The organism is Microbacterium sp. M3, assembly GCF_033548675.1.
Classification (GTDB): Bacteria; Actinomycetota; Actinomycetes; order Actinomycetales; family Microbacteriaceae; genus Microbacterium; species Microbacterium arthrosphaerae.
In genome coordinates, this window is the sequence record NZ_JAWTZT010000001.1 from 60,442 (window position 1) to 80,056 (window position 19,615).

Consider the following 19,615-nt stretch of genomic DNA (forward strand, 5'->3'; position numbering starts at 1 on the left):
AAGGCCTGGCAGGAGATGCAGCGCGGCAATGCGCGCTTCGTCGCGGGTGAGCCGCGGCACCCTCGCCAGGACGTCGACACCCGCCACGAGCTCGCCGGCGGGCAGCGTCCGCGGGCGGCGCTGTTCGGCTGCGCCGACTCGCGCCTGGCGGCCGAGATCATCTTCGACAAGGGCCTGGGCGACCTGTTCGTGGTGCGCAACGCCGGGCAGGTCGTCTCCGAATCGGTCGTCGGCAGCCTCGAGTACGCCGTCGCCGTGCTGGAAGTGCCGCTCATCGTGGTGCTCGGCCACGACGCGTGCGGCGCCGTGCGCGCGGCGATCGACAGCACCGATCCCGACGCCGATCCGCTCCCCCCGCACATCTGGCGTCTGATCTCCCCGATCGTGCCCGCGGTCCGGCGCGTGCAGCGCGCGTCCGCCGTCGACGGCGTGTTCCCCGACCGCATCGACGCCGAGGAGGTCGGCCGCGAGCACCTGCGCGACACCGTCGGCGAGCTGCTCCACTCCTCCGAGCTCATCAGCCAGGCGGTCGCCGACGGCCGGCTGGCGATCGTCGGCGCGAACTACCGCCTGTCGGAGGGAACCGCCGTACCCGACGTCATCGTCGGCATCTCCGACCCCGCCTGATCCCCCACCCCCTGTACCGACACGTGAGGAACAACGACGTGACCGACATCGAGTACCGCATCGAGCACGACACGATGGGCGAGGTGCGCGTGCCCAAGAACGCGCTCTACGCCGCGCAGACCCAGCGCGCAGTGGAGAACTTCCCCATCTCGGGCGACCGGCTGGAGCCCGCGCAGATCGTCGCGCTCGCCCGCATCAAGAAGGCCGCCGCGCTCGCCAACAAGGAGTTGGGCACGCTCGACGGGGGGATCGCCGACGCCATCGCCGGCGCAGCCGACCGGATCATCGCGGGCGAGTTCGCCGACCAGTTCCCCATCGACGTCTACCAGACCGGCAGCGGCACGTCGTCGAACATGAACATGAACGAGGTGCTGGCGACGCTCGCGACGCAGGCTCTCGGCTCGACGGTGCACCCGAACGACCACGTCAACGCCTCGCAGTCCTCCAACGACGTGTTCCCCACGTCCGTGCACATCGCTGTGACGCAGGAGATCATCGACGACCTGATCCCCGCGCTCGACCACCTCGCTGTCGCCCTCGAGGCCAAGGCCGAGCTGTGGAAGACCGTGGTCAAGTCCGGCCGCACGCACCTCATGGACGCCACGCCGGTCACGCTCGGCCAGGAGTTCGGCGGCTACGCGCGCCAGATCCGTCTCGGAATCGAGCGCGTCCAGGCCGTGCTGCCGCGCGTCGCCGAGGTGCCGCTGGGCGGGACCGCGGTCGGCACCGGCATCAACACGCCGCTCGGCTTCCCGCAGCGGGTCATCGAACTCATCGTCTCCGACACCGAGCTGCCGATCACCGAAGCCAAGGACCACTTCGAGGCCCAGGCCAACCGCGACGGCCTGGTCGAGGCATCCGGCGCCCTGCGCACCATCGCCGTCTCGCTCACGAAGATCAACAACGACCTGCGCTGGATGGGTTCCGGGCCCAACACCGGCCTGGGCGAGCTGCACATCCCCGACCTCCAGCCGGGGTCGTCGATCATGCCCGGCAAGGTCAACCCGGTGATCCCCGAGGCCACGCTCATGGTGTGCGCGCGCGTCATCGGCAACGACGCCACGGTGGCCTGGGCGGGCGCCTCCGGCTCGTTCGAGCTGAACGTCGCCATCCCGATCATGGGCAGCGCGGTGCTCGAGTCGATCGAGCTGCTCGCGAACACCTCGCGCGTCCTCGCCGACAAGACCATCGCGGGCCTCGAGGCCAACGTCGAGCGCGCGGCCGCCTACGCCGGCATGTCGCCGTCCATCGTCACGCCTCTCAACAAGCTCATCGGCTACGAGGCCGCGGCCAAGATCGCCAAGCACTCCGTCGCCAAGGGCATCACGGTGCGCGAGGCCGTGATCGACCTCGGCTACGTGGAGCGCGGCGAGCTCACGCTCGAGCAGCTCGACGAGAAGCTCGATCTGCTCTCGATGACGCACCCGGGCTGAACGCCCGCCCCGTGCCGGATTCGTCGCGTCGGCGGGATAATCGGGAGATGGCCCGCACGCCCCGGCCGATACCCGCACGCGTCAGGATCCTCGCCGCGATCCTGGCGGTCGCGTGCGTGGGTCTGGCGATCGTCGGCAGCGTGACGTTCCTGGTCCAGCGCGAGCAGGCGCTCGGCAGCGTCAAGGAGCGCCTCGACACCCAGGTCGAGTCGCTCAAGGCGGTCGCCGACGACAGCGGCGCAGCGGGCGTTCGCGACGGCGCCTCGGCAGCGACCGAGCAGCTCGACATGAACGAGTACGACTCGATCGACGACTACCTCTACGCGGTCGTCGCGCGCCTCGTCCCCGCCCGGAACGAAGCCTCTCTCGCTCTCGTCGACGGCGTGCCCCGGTGGAAGCCGTCGACGCTCTCGGGCTTCGACATCTCCGACAACCAGCAGCTGATCGACCGGGTCGTGGCCGAGACCAGCGACGGCGAGGCCAAGAGAGGAACGGCGGTGACCGACCAGGGCTCGCTGCGGTACATCGCGATCCCGGTGTCGATGCCCGGCGACGACCGGAAGGGTCTGTACGTGCGCGCCGTCGACCTCGGGGCGGAGCTTCAGCCCGTGACGCTCGCGATGACCACCTACGTCGTCGCCGCCCTCGCCGTGCTGGCGGCGATCGCCGTCGTCGGGTGGTTCGTCACCGGGCGGCTGCTGTCACCCATCCGCCACCTCCGCGAGACCGCCGACGCGATCTCGATCTCCGACCTGTCGCTGCGTCTGGAACCCCACGGCAACGACGACATCTCCGACCTGTCGCGCACCGTCAACTCGATGCTCGATCGCCTGGAGGACTCGGTCGACGGCCAGCGCCAGCTTCTCGACGACGTGCGGCACGAGCTCAAGACCCCGATCACGATCGTCCGCGGCCATCTGGAGCTGATGGACCCGCGGGATGCCGTCGACGTCGCGTCCGCACGTGACATCGGCATCGCCGAGCTCGACCGGCTCGCCCGCCTCGTCGAAGACATCGACCTGCTCGCGACGGCCGAAGCGGATGCCTACACCCTCGACGACGTCGATCTCGGCGCGCTGACCGCCCGCGTGGGCGAACTGGTGGCGGTCATCCCCGGTCACACGTGGACGGTCGAGGCGCGGGCCGACGGCACCGCGGTCGGCGACCAGGATCGCCTGCTGCAGGCCTGGCTGCAGCTCGCCGACAACGCCGCCAAGTACACGCCGGCGGGCAGCCCGATCGAGATCGGCAGCGCGCACGACGACGCCGGTGCACGCCTGTGGGTACGCGACCATGGCCCCGGCATCCCCGCGGCCGCCCGCGTGCGCATCTTCCGGCGCTTCGACCGCGCGCACGTCAAGCGCGCCGTGGGCGGCTCGGGACTCGGGCTCGCCATCGTCGACGCCATCGCCAAGGGGCATGGCGGGCACTGCGCCGTCACCGACACGCCGGGCGGCGGCGCCACGTTCACGATCCATCTGCCTCCTTCGGGTACGGAGGCCGGGCTGCCGGCACCCGTGCGCGCCGGAGACGTCGTGCTGCAACGGGAGGCATCAGGATGACGAGGATCCTCATCATCGAGGACGAGCCGCGGATCGCGGCGTTCGTGAGCCGGGGGCTGGAGTCCGCCGGCTACGAGACGATGCTGGTGGACGACGGTCCGGAGGGCCTCGAAGCGGCCCTCCGGGGCGACGGCGACCTCGTGCTGCTGGACGTCGGCCTCCCCACCATGGACGGCTTCGAGGTGCTGCGCGAACTGCGGGCGCGCGGCTCGGCCGTACCGGTGATCATGCTCACCGCTCGCTCGAGCACGCGCGACACCGTCACCGGACTGGATGCCGGTGCCAACGACTACGTGCCCAAGCCCTTCACCTTCGAGGAGCTCCTCGCCCGCGTGCGCTCGCGCCTGCGCGAGAGCGTGCCCCAGCCCGGGGTGTCGATCTCGCACGGCGACGTCGTGCTCGACATCCTCGCCCGGCGGGCGACGGTCGCCGGGCGCGAGATCGACCTCTCGGCGCGGGAGTTCTCGCTCGCCGAGCAGTTCCTCCGCAACCCGGGCCGCGTGCTCAGCCGCGAACAGCTCCTCAGCCGCGTGTGGGGGCTCGACTTCGACCCGGGGTCGAACGTGGTCGACGTCTACGTACGGTATCTCCGCGGCAAGCTCGGCTCCGACCACATCGTGACGGTGCGCGGCGCAGGCTACCGCTGGGAGTGAGGCGGCACCGAGGCCACGTCCCCGGCGCGGCGGGGCGCGCCCGGCGCGCGAAGAAGCCCCCGGTGCTGGGGGACACCGGGGGCTGGAAATAGGCCGGACTGGGGGATCCGGCCTCTTTCAGTCGCGCCTGTCTGGGGAATCGCGCGACTGGTCTTTCTTCGGGCCCGGGCCGGCGTCATCGCCGTGCCCGGCATTCGATCCCGCGTGCGCGGGACGCTGTGGGGGGTTCTTCTTCTGGTCCTGCGGCGAGTTGCCCGGGCGGTCGCTCGTGGAGCCTGGGCCCACGAGCCCCTGCCGGTCGCCGGAATCGTCGGGGCTCGGCAGCCACTCCTGCCCGCCCTGGCCGCTCTGGTTCGAGCGCTCCTCCTCCAGTCGCGAGACCAGCTGTTCGATCCGGCCGCCGGACCAGCCCTGCTCGGACGCCCACCGCCGCAGGTCGTCCCACGAGCCGGAGGCCTTGGCCGCCGCGATGACCGCGTCGAGGTCGGCAGGGGGCGCGGCCGGCGGTGCCGGCGGCGCGGCAGGTGCCGCCGGCGCAGGGGCGGGCGACTGGTCGACCACGATCCTCGGCCGGTCGACGAACACGGGGTCCGGTGCCGACACGGTCTCGGGGCCCGCGGCCGCCGGCGGGGTGGTCTCGGGGGCGGCCGTCGGCGCTGTCGCCGGGGTGGCGCGTGGAGTCGCAGTCGGGGCTTCGGCGGAGGGCACGACGACCCGTCCGGCCGAGACGCTCGTCCCGGGCGCATCCGCCAGGGCGGCGGTGTTGGCCAGCGCGACCGCGGTCACGACGGCGATGCTCGCTCCGACGGCGGTCATGCCGCCGATCACGAGCCCCGTGCGTGCTTCCACGTCTCGCCTGTCCTCCGGATGTGCGCGGTCGATCGTCCCCTCATCCATGGTGACAGACCGATCACGCCCGCAACGCCGTACGCGATGAGACTCTTCTCATGCGCAGCGACTCCCCGGCAGCCTCGATCACCGGTCCCGGCCGAGGGTCCACAGGAGCGAGGCGCGCGCGCAGACGGCCGGCCGGGAAGCCGCTTCCCGGCCGGCCGCGGATCGGCCCGGCGCGCGCTCAGGCGAGCTCGCCGGCCTCCAGCAGATCGGTGACCAGGGCCGCGATCGCCGAGCGCTCGGACCGGACCAGTGTCACGTGGCCGAACAGCGAATGCCCCTTCAGCGTCTCGATGACCGACGCGACACCGTCGTGGCGCCCCACGCGGAGGTTGTCGCGCTGACCGACGTCGTGCGTGAGCACGACGCGCGAGTTCTGGCCGATGCGGCTCAGCACCGTCAGCAGCACGTTCCGTTCGAGCGACTGCGCCTCGTCGACGATCACGAAGGCGTCGTGCAGCGAGCGGCCGCGGATGTGCGTGAGCGGCAGCACTTCGAGGAGGCCCCGCTCGACGACCTCGTCGAGCACGTTCCCGGAGACGACCGACCCGAGCGTGTCGAACACGGCCTGACCCCAGGGGTTCATCTTCTCCTGCTGGTCGCCCGGCAGGTATCCGAGCTCCTGCCCGCCGACGGCGAACAGCGGGCGGAAGACGATGATCTTGCGCTGCTGCTGGCGTTCGAGCACGGCCTCCAGCGCCGCGCACAGCGCGAGCGCCGACTTGCCCGTGCCGGCCCGGCCGCCGAGCGAGACGATGCCGACCTCCGGGTCGAGCAGCAGGTCGATCGCGATACGCTGCTCGGCCGAGCGGCCGTGCAGCCCGAACACCTCGCGGTCACCGCGCACCAGGCGGTACTCGCCGTCGCCGACGACGCGACCGAGTGCCGAACCCCGCTCGGAGTGGATGATGAGCCCGGTGTTGACCGGCAGCCCGATCACGTCCTCGCTCGAGGCGACCTCGCTCTCGTAGAGGTCGCTGATGTCGTCGCCCGACACATCGAGATCGGTGATGCCGGTCCAGCCGGAGTCGACGGCCTGCTCCGCCAGGTACTCCTCCGCACTGATGCCGAGGGAGGCCGCCTTGACGCGCATCGGCAGGTCCTTGGAGACGACGGTGACCTCCTGCCCGTCCTGCGCGAGGTTCATGGCGACGGCGAGGATACGGCTGTCGTTGTCGCCGAGCCGCATGCCCGAGGGCAGGATGGTGGAGTCGGTGTTGTTGAGCTCGACGCGCAGCGTGCCGCCCTGGCCGACCGGGACCGGGAAGTCGAGGCGGCCGTGCTCGACCCGCAGCTCGTCGAGGTGGCGCAGCGCCTGGCGTGCGAAGTAGCCGATCTCGGGGTCGTGCCGCTTCCCCTCGAGCTCGGTGACCACCACGACGGGGATCACGACGTTGTGCTCGGCGAAGCGGAAGAACGCTCGCGGATCGCTCAGCAGCACCGAGGTGTCGAGCACATAGGTGCGCAGATCCTGATCGGATCCGGCGACCTGCTCGAGGTCCTGACTGCGCTGCTCGTGTGGTGCTCGTGTGGTCACAACCCACTCCCGCCCCGGGTGGTTCACCCGGCAGTCACGAGTCGACCAGGGGTCACGAGTCGCGATCCGGAAGGCCGACTCGACCGGGCTCCTTGCCCGATGTGATGAACGTACGACCGGCCGGCGACATCGCCCCGGCACGACACGCGCGGGAAGATGACGCGCGGGTGAATTCCGGATGCCGGGGGCCGCGGCATCCGTCACCGTCCGGTGTCACCAGACGCGCGACGAGGCGAACGCGGCGAGCGCGTCGCCGAAGAGACGCAGCGTGTCGGCACCCGTCCCGACGTGCGGGGAGACACGGATCCGCCCGCCCCGCGCGGTGACGGTGAGCCCGTGGTTCGCCAGGGATGCCGCCAGCGGGGCGGCGTCCTGCGGCGCGGGCTCGAGCGTCACGATGCCGGCCCGGCGCTCGGGCTCGCGCGGGGTGACGACGGGCACCTCGTACCGGTCGGCGAAGAACATCACGTCGGCGGTGCGCGCCGCCAGCACCGCCTCGATGTCGGCCACTCCGGCATCCGCCACCTCGCGCAGCGCGGCCGCCAGCCGGGCGGCGGCGAGCGTGTCGGGGCTCGAGACCGAGAACGCCTGCGCGGACGCCGCCGGTGCCGGCACCGCGTCGACCGGCAGATCGCCCTCCACCCCTCGGAAGCCCGAGAGCACCGGCGCGATGCGCTCCAGCGCCCGCTCCCCGAACCAGGAGAATCCCGTGCCCCGACCGGCGCGCAGCCACTTGTACCCGTGGCCGCAGACGACGTCGGCGGCGAGGTAGTCGGCCTCGATCACGCCGAAGCCCTGGATCGCGTCGACGATCAGGAGGCGATCACCGATCACCTCCCGCAGCGCCGTCAGGTCGGTGCGGTAGCCCGTGCGGAAGTCCACCAGGCTGACCGCGACCGCGCGCGTGTCGTCATTGAGCGCCGAGCGGACGGCGTCGGGCGTCATGAACCCGTCCGGCGGCTCGACCCACTGCAGCTGCAGGGAGCCGAACGACTCCGACGCCCGGGTGGCGGCCACGGTGAGGCTGGGGAACTCGCCGCGGCCCAGCAGGAGGCCGCCCGCCAGCCCGTAGATCGCGTGCATGAGCCCGTAGGTCGTCGAGGGCTGCAGGACGACCTGCGCGGCATCCGTCCCCATGAGTCCGGCCACGAGCTCCCGCGCGTCGCGCACGTGGTCGGCCACGAGATCGATGCTGGTGCGACGGCCGGAGCCCAGCAGCTCGGTGTCGCCCTGAACCTCGTTGCGGACGGCGGGCGAGAGCGGGCCGAACGCGGCCCAGTCGAGGTATCCGGGTTCTCCGTCGAACGACGCCAGATACGAGTCCAGATCGGTCACGCCGCTCATTCTGGCAGAGGGGTGACGCAGGGTCACCCGCCGTAGCGACGGTCGCGCGAGGCGAAGTCGCGGATGGCGCGCAGGAAGTCGACCTCACGCAGGTCGGGGCCGAGCGCCTCGACGAAGTAGAACTCGCTGTGGGCGGACTGCCACAGCAGGAAGTCGCTCAGGCGCTGCTCCCCCGACGTGCGGATCACCAGGTCGGGGTCGGGCTGCCCTCCGGTGTAGAGGTGCTCGCCGATCTGCTCGGGCGTGAGGCTCGCCGCCAGCTCCTCCAGCGAACCGCCGCCCTCGTCGTGCTGGGCGATGATGCTGCGCACCGCGTCGACGATCTCACCCCGGCCGCCGTAGCCGACCGCGAGGTTCACGTGCATCCCGGCGTTGCCGCGGGTCCTCGCCTCGACGTCGGCCAGCACCCACGCCAGGTCGGCGGGGAGCGCGTCGGCCCGCCCGACGTGCTTGACACGCCAGTCGCGCTCGTGCGAGAGCTCTTCGGCGAGCTCGGCGATGATCTCGATGAGGTCCGAGAGCTCCCGCGAGTCACGCTTGCGGAGGTTGTCGTTCGAGAGCAGGTACAGCGACACCACGCGGATGCCGACGTCGTCGCACCAGCGCAGGAAGTCCTTCATCTTCGCCGCCCCGGCGCGGTGGCCGTGCGCGGCCGAGTCGTAGCCGAGCTGCTTCGCCCAGCGCCGATTGCCGTCGATCATCATCGCGAGATGGTGCGGCACCGCCGCCGGGTCGAGGCGCCGCCGGAGCCGGTTGATGTAGAGGCGGTAGAGGGGACCCCTGCCCTCGTTCGTCGAACCACGCGCCACATGCCTACGCTACCCCGCACGGGCGGCGGGCCCTAGCGGGACGCCGAGTGCCGCAGCCCCGGGGTTCCCGGTATGTTCCTCCGCCGGCATGTGCGCCGACGTACCCTGGGGGAATGAGCAGCCGTCGCCGCATTCCCGGCGCCCCCGACGTTCCCGTGCTGCCGCTGATGGATGCCGCGGCCGTCGACGCCGCGACGCCCGAGCTCAAGCCGTCCTGGCGCGGATGGATCCACGCGGCCACGTTCCCGGTGGCGATCGCCGCGGGCATCGTGCTCATCGTGCTGGCTCAGGGCGCTCCGGCGAAGTGGGCGTCCGCCGTCTTCATGGCGACCTCGCTGCTGCTGTTCGGCAACTCGGCGCTCTACCACCGCTTCAACTGGCAGCCGAAGACCAAGGCGGTCCTCAAGCGCATCGATCACGCCAACATCCTGCTGCTCATCGCTGGGACGTACACGCCCATCGCCACCCTCGCGCTCCCGCCGCAGCAGGGGGCGCTGCTGCTGATCCTGGTGTGGAGCGGCGCGCTCCTGGGAATCCTCTTCCGCGTGTTCTGGATCAACGCGCCGCGGTGGCTCTACGTCGCGCTCTACCTGCTCCTGGGATGGGCCGCCGTGATGTACATCGTGCCCCTGTTCCAGGCGAGCGCCGCGATGATGATCCTCGTCGCGGTCGGCGGCATCCTGTACACGCTCGGCGCGGTCGTCTACGCGCTCAAGCGCCCGAACCCGTGGCCGGGCCACTTCGGCTTCCACGAGATCTTCCACGTGTGCACCGTGCTGGCGTTCCTCTGCCACTGGACCGCGTGCCTGATCATCGCGCTCGATCCGCTGTCGCCGTCGCTCGGCGTCCCGGCCTGACCGGCGCGAGAGCGCGCACGCCCGTCTGAGCCGGGTGGGCGGCGACCTCAGCGCTGGGGGCCGGGCGCACCGTCGTCGGGCGCCCCGTCGACCTGGTCGTCGCCCGCCGCGTCGATGCTCTCGTCATCGGCCTCGGTCGCGGCGGCGGCGCGCGCGGCCTGCTCCTCGGCGTCGAGCTCTTCCTGGATGTCGGCGCGCACGCGGCCGCGGCGGATGCGGCGCATCATGTCCCACACGAGCACGATCACGGCCAGCGCGATGAAGGCCGTGATGAGGAACCCCGTCACACCGGGGGTCACGAGCTCGGGGTCGACCTCGGGCACCGTCGGCGTGGGCGTGGGGGTGGCCGCGGCGCTGACGAGAGCGGCGAGCGCGTGATGCATGGGGGTCCTCGGGTCTGCCCGCGAGGCGGGCGGTGTCATCGGGTGTGCGCGCGAGCGCATAGCCTGGAGTTCCAGCCTAATCTTCCGATGCGACCCGACGAGACGTGAGGAGCGGCATGACCACGCAGGACATGCTCGACGAGCGCTACGGCCGGCGCCGCTCGCCCGGGCGCCGCTGGATCCTCGCCCTGGGCGGCGTCCTCGCCGTCGGCGCCGTCGTCCTGTTCGGCTGGTTCACGGTGCAGGGCGCCCTGGACTCCGTCGACTCCGACACCACCTCCTTCGAGGTCGCCGACGAGCACTCCGTGACCCTCGGGTTCCAGATCACCTCTCCCCCGGGCGCGGCGGTGGCGTGCGCCATCGAGGCACAGGACGAGGAGCACGGCGTGGTGGGCTGGCGGGTCGTCGAGATCCCGGCATCCGACGTCCACGCGCGCGCCTTCCGCGAGGTCATCCCGACCACCGCGCTGGCCACCACCGGCTTCGTGAACTCGTGCTGGGTGCTGCCGCCCGAGGCCTCGTGAGTTTGTCCCCCGCCCGCAGTCTGACGTAGTCTGACGGGAACATCAGTCGAATCGCGCCCTGGCCGTGAGCCGGGGCGTTCGGTTTATCCCGTCACGCCACCGGGGCCGACGGGCCCAACGAAGGAGTCAGCCGTGTCCGACGCCACCGTGACCTTCCTCACCCAGGACGCGTACGACCGCCTGGCCGCCGAGCTCGAGCAGCTCTCGACGACCGGTCGCGAGGAGATCGCCAAGCGCATCGAGGCCGCACGCGAGGAGGGCGACCTCAAGGAGAACGGCGGCTACCACGCCGCCAAGGACGAGCAGGGCAAGCAGGAGGCGCGCATCCGCACGCTCCAGCAGCTGCTGAAGACCGCCAAGGTCGGCGAGGCGCCCGAGAGCAAGGGTGTCGTCGAGCCCGGCACGGTCGTCACCGCAATCATCGCCGGCGGCGAAGAGGTCTTCCTGCTGGGCAACCGCGAGATCGCCGTCGGCTCCGAGCTCGACGTGTACAGCGAGGCCTCGCCGCTCGGCACGGCGATCCTCGGCCGCAAGGAGGGCGAGAAGACCTCGTACACCGCCCCCAACGGCCGCGAGATCGCCGTCGAGATCGTGAAGGTCGAGACCTACAACGGGCAGTGAGTCCGTCGCCGGCGCCCGCCGGCCGTCGCGCCGCGAGGGGCGACGTGCCGGCGTGAGCCCGGCGCCCGCCTGCTAGTCGGGCACCACGGTCGGCGTGTAGCCGGCCTCCTCGAGCACCGAGATGACGTGCGCGCGATGCTCTTCGCCGCGCGTCTCGACGCTCAGCTGCAGGATCACCTCGCTGATCTGCAGTCCCTGGCCGTGCCGGGTGTGCAGCACCTCGATGACGTTCGCCCCCGCGATCGCGAGCAGTTCCGACACGCGCGCGAGCTGCCCCGGACGATCGGGCAGGGGGATGCGCAGGGTCATGTAGCGGCCGGATGCCGAGAGCCCGTGCGCGACGACCCGCTGCAGCAGCAGGGGGTCGATGTTGCCGCCCGAGAGGACGGTCACGGTGGGACCGTGCGCGACGACCTTGCCGGCCAGGATCGCGGCCACCCCGACCGCTCCGGCGGGCTCCACCACCTGCTTGGCACGCTCGAGCAGCACGAGCAGAGCCCGTGCGATGTCGTCCTCCGACACCGTGACGATCTCGTCGACGAGCTCGCGGATGATCTCGAAGGGCAGGTCGCCCGGTCGCGCGACCGCGATGCCGTCGGCGATCGTCGGAGACGTGGCCACGTCGACCGGACGCCCCGCCTCGAGCGACGCGGGGTACGCCGCCGAGTTCGCCGCCTGCACCCCGATGACCCGGACCGTGCGGCCTTCCGCTGCGGCGCGCGCCTTGACCGCCGCGGCGACCCCGGCGATCAGGCCTCCCCCGCCGATGCCGAGGACCACGGTGTCGAGGTCGGGGAGCTCGTCCATGAGCTCGAGCCCGAGCGTGCCCTGACCCGCGATGACGTCGGGGTGGTCGAACGGGTGGATGAAGACGGCGCCGGTGCGCTCGGCGAATTCCGCCGCGAGCCGCAGCGGGGTCTCGACCGTCGCGCCCTCGAGCACGACGTCGGCGCCGTAGCCGCGGGTGGCGAGCAGCTTCGGCACGGGGACTCCGAGCGGCATGAAGATCGTGGCAGGGATGCCGAGGGCCTTGGCCGCGAGTGCGACACCCTGTGCGTGGTTGCCCGCGGATGCCGCGACCACGCCGCGTGCGCGCTCCTCGGGCGTGAGCCGGGAGAGCCGGTAAGTGGCGCCGCGGATCTTGAACGAGCCCGTGCGCTGGAGGTTCTCCAGTTTCAGGTGCACCGGTACGCCGAGCAGATCGGACAGGTGCTGCGACTCGTCGAGCGGGGTGTGCGCGATGACGCCCTCGAGGGTGGCCGCGGCATCCGCGAAGTCCGCCAGGCTGGGCAGGCCGCGCTGCCCGCCGGTCTCAGAGCCGGGGGCCGACGGGAGGGACTGCGCGGCGGACGGGGTGGTGGTGGTCACGAACGGGTTCTCCTCGGCCGCGGGACGGTGCTCCAGATGAGGTCGCCGGTGGGTCTGACGCCGGTCTGCCACGAGCGCTCCGCGATGTACACGAAGACCACGTTGACGAACGCTGCCAGCGGCACGGCGAAGAGGGCGCCCGGGATGCCGGCGATCATGGCGCCGCCGGCCACGACCAGCACGACGGCGAGGGGGTGGACCTTGACGGCGGAACCCATGAGCAGGGGCTGCAGGACGTGCCCCTCGAGCTGCTGCACGCCCAGGACGACGACCAGCATCCACAGGGCGATCCACGGGCCGTTGTAGACGAGGGCGAGGAACACGGCGACCGCGCCGGTGACGACGGCGCCGACGATCGGGACGAAGGCGCCGAGGAAGACGAGCACGGCGACGGGGATGGCGAGGGGAACGCCGAGGAGCGCGGCGCCGAGGCCGATGCCCACCGCGTCGATCGTCGCCACGAGCAGCTGCGTGCGCGCGTAGTTGACGACGGTGATCCACCCGGCGCGTCCGGCGCCGTCAGCCGCCGCCCGCGCCTTCTTCGGGAAGAGGCGCAGGGTCCAGCGCCAGATCCCCGCGCCGTCGGCGAGCAGGCACAGGAGGATGAACAGCGCGAGCACCGCGCCGGTCACGACGTGGCCGATGGTGGAGCCGATCGCGAGCGCACCCGACCAGAGCAGCTCGGCCTGCTCCTGGAAGAAGGCGCCCGCCTGCCGCAGCAGGTCGTCGATCTGCTCCTCGGTCAGGTGCAGGGGCCCGTCGATGAGGTACTGCCGGAACTGGTCGATCGCGGCGAGCGTGCTCGCCTGCACGTCGGTCCACTGGCGCATGACCTGCCACACCACGAGCCACAGGAGTCCCGCCACGACTGCCAGGGTGCCGACGACCGAGATGACGATGGCGAGCCACCGCGGCACCCGGTGCCGCAGCATCCACGCGAACGCAGGCCACAGCAGTGCGGTGATGAGGATGGCGATGAGCAGCGGGATGACGAGCAGCTTCAGCTGGATGACCAGCCAGACGCCGATGCCGATCGCGACAGCCACCACGATCAGACGCCACGAGTACGCGGTCGCCAGGCGCAGTCCGCGAGGAACGGCCGCCGACGTCTCGGTCGAGACGATCCTGCTGCGATCCCGGACGGCGTCGAACAGGGATCCGCGGGGCTTTTCGTCGGAGCCGCTCATCCGCCCAGTCTAGGCGCGGCGCATTCCGCGCCGGTCATGAACGCCGGGGGCGCGGGGGCCCCGTCGTCCGCGCCGACCGCCTGTCGTCGCGCGCGCCATGTCGGACCCGCTGGCTAGGCTGACGCCCGTGAAGTCCGCACTGAGCGCCGCCGAGGCGCGGCGCGTCGCACTCGCCTCCCAGGGATTCGGGCGTGCGCGCCCCGCCACCGCGGGAACGCGTCAGCTCAACGGAGCCCTGGCACGCATGGCGACGCTGCAGATCGACTCGGTCAACGTCTTCGCCCGATCCCACTACATGCCGCTGTTCTCGCGCGTGGGCGCGTACGACACCGCGGCGCTGGACCGGCTGCTGTTCGCGCGGCGAGCCCCCTACGTGGAGTACTGGGCGCACGTGGCGGCGTTCATCCCGGCGTCGGACTGGGGACTCTTCGACTTCCGGATGACCGCGCTGCGCCACAAGTACGGCTCGAAGCCGGGTGGCTGGTTCGACACGCACCGCGAGATCGTCGACTGGGTGCGCGCGGAACTGGCGGACCGCGGCCCGCTGCGGCCGGCCCAGATCGAGCACGACGCCAAGAAGGGCGCGCGGGGCCCCTGGTGGGACTGGGACGTCGTCAAGCACGCACTGGAGTACCTGTGGCTCTTCGGCGAGGTCGCGATCGCGGGGCGACGGGGGTTCGAGCGGCGCTATGCGCTCGCGGAACAGGTGATCCCGCACGACGTACTCGCGTCCCCGGTCCCTCGCGACGACGCGATCCGCGAGCTCGTGCGCCGCGCCGCCCGAGCCTACGGTGTCGCGACCGCCGCCGACGTGGCCGACTACTGGCGCATCGCCGATCGCAAGGCCGTGACCGCCGCGCTCGGCGAACTCGTCGACACCGGCGAGCTGCACCCCGTGACGGTCGAAGGCTGGTCCAGCGGCGGGCGCCCCGCGAAGGCCTGGCTGCACGCCGACGCCGTCATCCCCCGGCGGATCGATGCGGCCGCGATCCTGACGCCGTTCGACCCCGTGGTCTGGTTCCGCGACCGCGCCGAGCGCCTGTTCGACTTCGAGTACCGGATCGAGATCTACACCCCGGCGGCGCAGCGCCGCTATGGCTACTACTCGCTGCCGGTGCTGATCGGCGACGACCTCGTCGGGCGGGTGGATCTGAAAGCCGATCGCGCGGCCTCGACGCTGCGCGTGCAGTCCGCGTGGTGGGAGCGCAGCCGACCGCCGGACGCCGCAGTCCGCCTGGCCGACGAGCTGCGCCTCGCCGCCCGATGGCAGGGACTCGAGTCGATCTCGGTCGCCCGGTGGGGCGACGCCGCCGACGACGTGGCCGACGCGCTCCCCGAGGCCACGCGAGTCGAAGGCGGCGCGGCGGCGGCCGCCCCGTCGGTCACCGACGCCCGCGACGAAGCCGCGGATGTCGGGGCCGAGCTGGACCCCGAGGCGATCGCCGGCTGACCCGCCCCCTTCAGTCGACGGTCAGCCGCCGGAGATGGTCGAGCCGTCGGTCACCTCGAGGCCTCGGTGACCTCGAGGCCGAGCCACTGCGCGAGCCGCTCGATCTCGGAGTGGACGGCGGCCGACGTGTCCTCCGTGAAGGGCACATCCTCATGCACGGCGTGCACGCGCAGCACCCCGGCCTTGCGGTCGGCCTTCGCGTCCAGCTTGCCGATGAACCGGTCGCCGTGGAGGATCGGCAGCGCGAAGTAGCCCCAGCGCCGCTGGGCGGCGGGCTTGTACATCTCCAGCAGATACCCGTAGCCGAAGAGCTCGGTGAGCCTCTTGCGATCGAACACCAGACGGTCGAACGGTGAGAGGAGCGCCGTCCGCGCAGCGAATCCGTCACCGGCCTCGAGGGCCGCCGGATCGACCCGCCACTCCCCCTCGACGCCCTCGACCACGGCGGCCTCGCCGATCTCGCCGACGTCGATCGGCTCCGGTGACTGCGCGGCCTTCGCCCGCGCCACGCCGAGCGCTGCCAGCCGGCGTTGGGCGCGCTCGCGGGCGGCGTCCTCGTCGGACAGCACCGGGACGTCGGCCGGGTACACGCGGTCGGCGACGTCGAACAGCCGGCCCGCGGCATCCCTCGACGAGACGGCGACCTCGCCGCACAGGACGAGGATCTCGAGCAGCTGCAGCGAGTTGCGATTGTTCGTCCACCCCGAGGAACGCCACGGCACCTGCGCCGCGTCGGGGATGTCGGCCGCGTGGAGCGGCCCCTCGGCGCGCAGGCGGGCGATCACGTCGCGCCGGAAGACGTCGTTGGCGGCGAGCCACTCACGGGCCTGGATGGACTCGGGGCGCCGCCGCATCTCCGGAAGCAGCAGGGCGAGGTCTGCCATGGTCCGGTAGAAGCCGCCCCACTCGAACACTGCGCGGTCCCGCTCCACCAGGCGCACGAGGTCGGCGGGCTGGTACGGCCACCCGAGCCGGCTCCACAGGATCAGATCGGCGCTCGGGGCGATCGCCGCGGTCGGCTCGATGTTCACCACGGTGAGCGCATCGATCGTCTCGACGATCCCGGCCGGGCGCTCGGCGGTGAGCAGCTGCGCGCGCACGGCGATGCGGCGCGCCTGCTCGGCAGTCAGCCGGAGGACCATGCGTCGACGGTACCGCCGGCAGCCGACATCACCTCAGAATTGGACGCGGGGAGGCTCCGAGATCGCGGCGCCGTCGATCACCTCGAAGAACTCGCGCTCGTGGAAGCCGAGGTTGCGCGCGAACATGTTGTTGGGGAACACCTTGATCTTCGTGTTCAGCTCGCGCACGCCGCCGTTGTAGAAGCGACGCGACGCCTGCACCTTGTCTTCGGTGTCGACGATCGACTGCTGCAGCTGCAGGAAGTTCTGGCTGGCCTGCAGCTGCGGGTAGGCCTCGGCCACGGCGAACAGCGACTTCAGCGCCTGCTGCATGCGCCCCTCGGCGGCCCCCGCCTCGGCCGGCCCCGAGGCCGAGAGCGTGTCGGCCCGCGCCTGGGTGACCCGTTCGAAGACGGCTTTCTCGTGGGTCGCGTAGCCCTTGACGGCCTCGATCAGATTCGGCAGGAGGTCGGCGCGCCGCTTCAGCTGCACGGTGATGTCGCTCCAGGCCTCGTCGACACGCACGTTCAGCTGGACCAGCGAGTTGTACGTCGCCCAGAGATAGATGCCGACGATGATGGCGAGTGCCACCACGATAAGGACTGGGATCAGCCATTCCATGCCGAGGCTCCGTTTCGATAGTGCCCCTCATCCTACCGACGCCCAGTTACCCCAGATGAGGCCGGAAGCCCTACTCTCAGCCGTTACCCACCGAGGACGCGGTCGAGGTACGGATTGCGGAAGATCCGCTCCGGGTCGAGGCGGTCGCGCAGGCCCGTGAAGTCCTCGAAACGCGGGTACCGCTCGCGGAGCGTGTCGGCGCCCAGCGTGTGCATCTTGCCCCAGTGGGGGCGTCCGTCGAAGCGGAGCATGATCTCCTCCACCGCCTCGAAGTACTCCGTCGGGTCTTCGCGCCAGTACCGGTGCACCGCGATGTATCCCGACGCACGTCCGTGCGCGGTCGACAGCCAGCGGTCGTCGGCCGCGGCGAACCGCACCTCGACCGGAAAGCCGATCCGCCATCCCCGCTCGTCGACGAGGGCTCGGAGCGCGTCGAAGGCCGGCCGCACCTGGGCGGCGGGCAGCGCGTACTCCATCTCCCGGAACCGCACCGACCGGTAGGTCGCGAACACGCGGGCGGAGGCATCCGTGAACTCCCGGTCGCCCCACACCTTCGCCGACAGCCGGTTGATGGGCGGCACGAGCGCGGGCACCAGCTTGCCGGTGGTGCACGCGATCTGGTGGAGTCCGCTTCCCACCAGAGTGTCGTCGACCCACTTCCCCACTGCCGGCAGCGGATGCCGCGGCGCGCTCTCGGGCAGCCGGGTGTTGGTCTTCGTCATCGCACGGTCGGTATGCGGGAACCAGTAGAACTCGAAGTGATCCGCGGCGGCGACGCGGTCGTCGAGGGCGGCCAGCACGTCGTCGAGCGCCTCCGGCCGCTCCACCGCGTGCAGCACGAACGCGGGCACGCACTGCAGGGTGACCTCGACGAGGATGCCCAGCGCACCGAGCCCGAGCGCGACGGCGGGCACGAGCTCGGGGTTCTCGTCCTCATCCACGCGGAGCAGCTCTCCGGACGCCGTCACCAGCGTGGCGCCGACGACCTGCGCCGCGATGCCGCCGAACCGCGCACCGGTGCCGTGCGTGCCGGTCGAGATGGCACCCGAGATGGATTGCCGGTCGATGTCGCCCAGGTTCTCCATCGCGAGGCCGTACGGCGCCAGCAGCCCCGGCACCTGGTGCAACCGGGTTCCGGCGAGCAGGGTGACGCGGCCGCGATCGGCGTCGACCTTGACGAGACCGCTCAGGTCGCGGAGCTCGAGCAGCACTCCGGGAGCCACGGCGATGCCCGTGAAGCTGTGCCCCGCACCCACCGCCTTCACCGGCAGGTGCTGGGCCGCGGCGGCGCGCACCGCGCGCTGCACGGCCGCGATCGTGCGGGGGAACTCGACTCGCTGCGGTCGCACCGACTCGGAACGGCCCCAGTTGCGCCACACTCCGCCTGGACGGGTCACAGGAACGCCTTTCCCTCGCCGCGGTAAGTCGCCAGCTGCCCCGTCACCGCGTCGCCTTCGACGAGATGGTAGCGCTCGACCCGCTCGGCGAGCTCGCCGCTCTTGGCATGACGGAACCAGACCCGGTCGCCGACCCGCAGGCCGCGGGCGGCGTCGCCGCGGAGCGGCGTCTGAACCTCGCCGTGCCCCTCCCGGGGTGCTGTGCGCAGCCCCGCCGGCCACACCGCACGCGGCTGGCGCGACTCGAGCGGCGGACCCGAGGCGATCCAGCCGCCTCCGAGCACGGTGGCCACGTCGGGAGCGGGCTTGCGCACGACCTCGAGCGCGAACGCGGCCGCCGGCGCGGGGTCGAACGCGCGGTAGCCGTCGAAGAGGTGCCCGGCGAGGAGGCCGCTCCCGGCGGTGACCTCGGTGACGGACTGATCGGATGCCGTCAGCTCCAGGGATCCGGTTCCGCCGCCGTTGACGAACTCGAGGGGCGCGATGTCGCGCAGGGCCGCGACGATCGCCCCGCGGCGATCCCGGAGCTCCGAACCCGAGCGTTGCTGCATCCAGCGGATGACGGCATCCCCCGATCCGGTGGCGTCGCCCTGACCCGCGATCTGCGCCTCGTACATCATCAGCCCGACCAGGCGGAACCCGGGGCGCGAGGCGATCGAGCGCGCGAGCGCCGCCACCTCCGCCGCCTCGTGCACGGGCGACCGCAGGACGCCGATGTGGCCGAGCGCGGGTGCGCGCCACGAGGCGTCGGCGTCGATGGCGACACGGATCTCGGGCCGGGAGCCGGGAGCGGCGACCGCGTCGACGGCGTCGAGCTGTGCGAGGTCGTCGACCATCAGGGTGATGCGCGAGGCGGCCGCCTCGTCGGCGGCGAGCGACGCGATCGCGGCGCGGTCCACCGTCGGGTAGCCGAGCACGATGTCGTCGTGATCCTCGGCGAGCCAGAGCGCCTCGGGCAGGGTGAAGGCGAGGATGCCCCGGTAGCCGGGGAGCGCGAGCACCGCGTCGAGCACCGCGCGCACCCGCACCGACTTGCTCGCGACACGGATCGGAACACCTCCCGCGCGCACGACCAGGTCGAGGGCGTTGTAGCGCAGCGCATCCGCATGGATCGCGGCGACGGGGCCGCTGATCTCCGCGACGGCACGGCTCATGCCGCCCCAGTAGGAGGCGGGATGGCTCCACGGCTTCGTCGCCGCGGGCTGGGACAGCAGATCGAGACTCATT

The 19,615-nt window shown here is 71.7% G+C and carries 19 protein-coding genes; 8 read left to right on the forward strand and 11 right to left on the reverse strand.

Annotation, left to right across the window (positions count from 1 at the left end):
* Positions 1-15 precede the first annotated feature (15 nt).
* Genes R8Z57_RS00300 through R8Z57_RS00315 form a run of 4 tightly spaced genes read left to right on the forward strand, consistent with a single transcriptional unit; the run spans position 16 to position 4,275 of the window.
* Entirely contained in the window at positions 16-627 is a 612-nt protein-coding gene (locus R8Z57_RS00300; RefSeq protein ID WP_318352691.1) for a carbonic anhydrase, read from the forward strand.
* Positions 628-665: 38 nt separating this feature from the next.
* Entirely contained in the window at positions 666-2,060 is a 1,395-nt protein-coding gene (locus tag R8Z57_RS00305; RefSeq protein WP_318351770.1) for a class II fumarate hydratase, read from the forward strand.
* 47 nt (positions 2,061-2,107) lie between these two features.
* Positions 2,108-3,622 (forward strand): HAMP domain-containing sensor histidine kinase, encoded by a 1,515-nt coding sequence (locus tag R8Z57_RS00310; RefSeq protein ID WP_318351771.1) that lies wholly within the window; start codon positions 2,108-2,110, stop codon positions 3,620-3,622.
* Complete coding sequence (locus R8Z57_RS00315) at positions 3,619-4,275, forward strand: response regulator transcription factor (RefSeq protein WP_318351772.1); 657 nt, start codon at positions 3,619-3,621, stop codon at positions 4,273-4,275. Before R8Z57_RS00310 ends, R8Z57_RS00315 begins: the two co-directional genes overlap by 4 nt.
* Positions 4,276-4,392: 117 nt before the next feature.
* On the opposite strand, the gene R8Z57_RS00320 is transcribed toward R8Z57_RS00315, so the two are convergent.
* The 4 genes from R8Z57_RS00320 to R8Z57_RS00335 form a co-directional block, all read right to left on the reverse strand.
* On the reverse strand, positions 4,393-5,124 hold the full coding sequence (locus tag R8Z57_RS00320; protein WP_318351773.1) for a hypothetical protein: 732 nt from the start codon (positions 5,122-5,124) through the stop codon (positions 4,393-4,395).
* 226 nt (positions 5,125-5,350) lie between these two features.
* On the reverse strand, positions 5,351-6,706 hold the full coding sequence (locus tag R8Z57_RS00325) for a PhoH family protein (RefSeq protein WP_318351774.1): 1,356 nt from the start codon (positions 6,704-6,706) through the stop codon (positions 5,351-5,353).
* Positions 6,707-6,919: 213 nt separating this feature from the next.
* Positions 6,920-8,050: an aminotransferase class V-fold PLP-dependent enzyme gene (locus R8Z57_RS00330; RefSeq protein WP_318351775.1), complete on the reverse strand. Its 1,131-nt coding sequence runs from the start codon at positions 8,048-8,050 to the stop codon at positions 6,920-6,922.
* A 23-nt stretch (positions 8,051-8,073) separates the two neighbouring features.
* Positions 8,074-8,859 (reverse strand): isoprenyl transferase, encoded by a 786-nt coding sequence (locus R8Z57_RS00335; RefSeq protein ID WP_318351776.1) that lies wholly within the window; start codon positions 8,857-8,859, stop codon positions 8,074-8,076.
* A gap of 113 nt (positions 8,860-8,972) precedes the next feature.
* Here R8Z57_RS00335 and trhA point away from each other — a divergent pair, with 113 nt between their 5' ends.
* On the forward strand, positions 8,973-9,716 hold the full coding sequence (gene trhA, locus R8Z57_RS00340) for a PAQR family membrane homeostasis protein TrhA (RefSeq protein WP_318351777.1): 744 nt from the start codon (positions 8,973-8,975) through the stop codon (positions 9,714-9,716).
* Between the two features lie 47 nt (positions 9,717-9,763).
* Here trhA and R8Z57_RS00345 read toward each other — a convergent pair whose 3' ends face one another.
* A complete protein-coding gene (locus tag R8Z57_RS00345; protein ID WP_318351778.1) occupies positions 9,764-10,099 on the reverse strand; it encodes a hypothetical protein in 336 nt (111 codons plus the stop codon).
* A 116-nt stretch (positions 10,100-10,215) separates the two neighbouring features.
* Here R8Z57_RS00345 and R8Z57_RS00350 point away from each other — a divergent pair, with 116 nt between their 5' ends.
* Positions 10,216-10,623 (forward strand): DUF4307 domain-containing protein, encoded by a 408-nt coding sequence (locus R8Z57_RS00350; RefSeq protein WP_318351779.1) that lies wholly within the window; start codon positions 10,216-10,218, stop codon positions 10,621-10,623.
* Between the two features lie 132 nt (positions 10,624-10,755).
* Positions 10,756-11,244 (forward strand): transcription elongation factor GreA, encoded by a 489-nt coding sequence (gene greA / locus R8Z57_RS00355; protein WP_318351780.1) that lies wholly within the window; start codon positions 10,756-10,758, stop codon positions 11,242-11,244.
* Between the two features lie 72 nt (positions 11,245-11,316).
* On the opposite strand, the gene ilvA is transcribed toward greA, so the two are convergent.
* Positions 11,317-12,537: a threonine ammonia-lyase gene (gene ilvA / locus R8Z57_RS00360; RefSeq protein WP_318352692.1), complete on the reverse strand. Its 1,221-nt coding sequence runs from the start codon at positions 12,535-12,537 to the stop codon at positions 11,317-11,319.
* Positions 12,538-12,608: 71 nt separating this feature from the next.
* Positions 12,609-13,799 (reverse strand): AI-2E family transporter, encoded by a 1,191-nt coding sequence (locus tag R8Z57_RS00365; RefSeq protein WP_318351781.1) that lies wholly within the window; start codon positions 13,797-13,799, stop codon positions 12,609-12,611.
* Between the two features lie 127 nt (positions 13,800-13,926).
* Here R8Z57_RS00365 and R8Z57_RS00370 point away from each other — a divergent pair, with 127 nt between their 5' ends.
* On the forward strand, positions 13,927-15,249 hold the full coding sequence (locus tag R8Z57_RS00370) for a winged helix-turn-helix domain-containing protein (RefSeq protein ID WP_318351782.1): 1,323 nt from the start codon (positions 13,927-13,929) through the stop codon (positions 15,247-15,249).
* 50 nt (positions 15,250-15,299) lie between these two features.
* Here R8Z57_RS00370 and R8Z57_RS00375 read toward each other — a convergent pair whose 3' ends face one another.
* The 4 genes from R8Z57_RS00375 to R8Z57_RS00390 form a co-directional block, all read right to left on the reverse strand.
* Positions 15,300-16,391, reverse strand: a complete 1,092-nt coding sequence (locus R8Z57_RS00375; protein ID WP_318351783.1) for a DNA glycosylase AlkZ-like family protein — start codon at positions 16,389-16,391, stop codon at positions 15,300-15,302.
* A 33-nt stretch (positions 16,392-16,424) separates the two neighbouring features.
* The gene (locus tag R8Z57_RS00380) at positions 16,425-16,991 is read right to left on the reverse strand and encodes a LemA family protein (protein WP_318351784.1); all 567 of its coding nucleotides are present in this window, start codon (positions 16,989-16,991) and stop codon (positions 16,425-16,427) included.
* Positions 16,992-17,074: 83 nt separating this feature from the next.
* A complete protein-coding gene (locus R8Z57_RS00385) occupies positions 17,075-18,388 on the reverse strand; it encodes a D-arabinono-1,4-lactone oxidase (RefSeq protein WP_318351785.1) in 1,314 nt (437 codons plus the stop codon).
* Complete coding sequence (locus R8Z57_RS00390) at positions 18,385-19,614, reverse strand: alanine racemase (RefSeq protein WP_318351786.1); 1,230 nt, start codon at positions 19,612-19,614, stop codon at positions 18,385-18,387. The genes R8Z57_RS00385 and R8Z57_RS00390 overlap by 4 nt, the downstream gene beginning before the upstream one ends.
* Between the last annotated feature and the right edge of the window lies 1 nt (position 19,615).

Coding starts and splice junctions, on each gene's coding strand:
- trhA (WP_318351777.1), top strand. CDS start 8,973: ATGAGCAGCCGTCGCCGCATTCCCGGCGCCCCCGACGTTCCCGTGCTG.
- R8Z57_RS00345 (WP_318351778.1), bottom strand. CDS start 10,099: ATGCATCACGCGCTCGCCGCTCTCGTCAGCGCCGCGGCCACCCCCACG.
- R8Z57_RS00375 (WP_318351783.1), bottom strand. CDS start 16,391: ATGGTCCTCCGGCTGACTGCCGAGCAGGCGCGCCGCATCGCCGTGCGC.
- R8Z57_RS00310 (WP_318351771.1), top strand. CDS start 2,108: ATGGCCCGCACGCCCCGGCCGATACCCGCACGCGTCAGGATCCTCGCC.
- R8Z57_RS00315 (WP_318351772.1), top strand. CDS start 3,619: ATGACGAGGATCCTCATCATCGAGGACGAGCCGCGGATCGCGGCGTTC.
- R8Z57_RS00390 (WP_318351786.1), bottom strand. CDS start 19,614: ATGAGTCTCGATCTGCTGTCCCAGCCCGCGGCGACGAAGCCGTGGAGC.
- R8Z57_RS00300 (WP_318352691.1), top strand. CDS start 16: ATGCAGCGCGGCAATGCGCGCTTCGTCGCGGGTGAGCCGCGGCACCCT.
- R8Z57_RS00350 (WP_318351779.1), top strand. CDS start 10,216: ATGACCACGCAGGACATGCTCGACGAGCGCTACGGCCGGCGCCGCTCG.
- R8Z57_RS00365 (WP_318351781.1), bottom strand. CDS start 13,799: ATGAGCGGCTCCGACGAAAAGCCCCGCGGATCCCTGTTCGACGCCGTC.
- R8Z57_RS00330 (WP_318351775.1), bottom strand. CDS start 8,050: ATGAGCGGCGTGACCGATCTGGACTCGTATCTGGCGTCGTTCGACGGA.
- R8Z57_RS00380 (WP_318351784.1), bottom strand. CDS start 16,991: ATGGAATGGCTGATCCCAGTCCTTATCGTGGTGGCACTCGCCATCATC.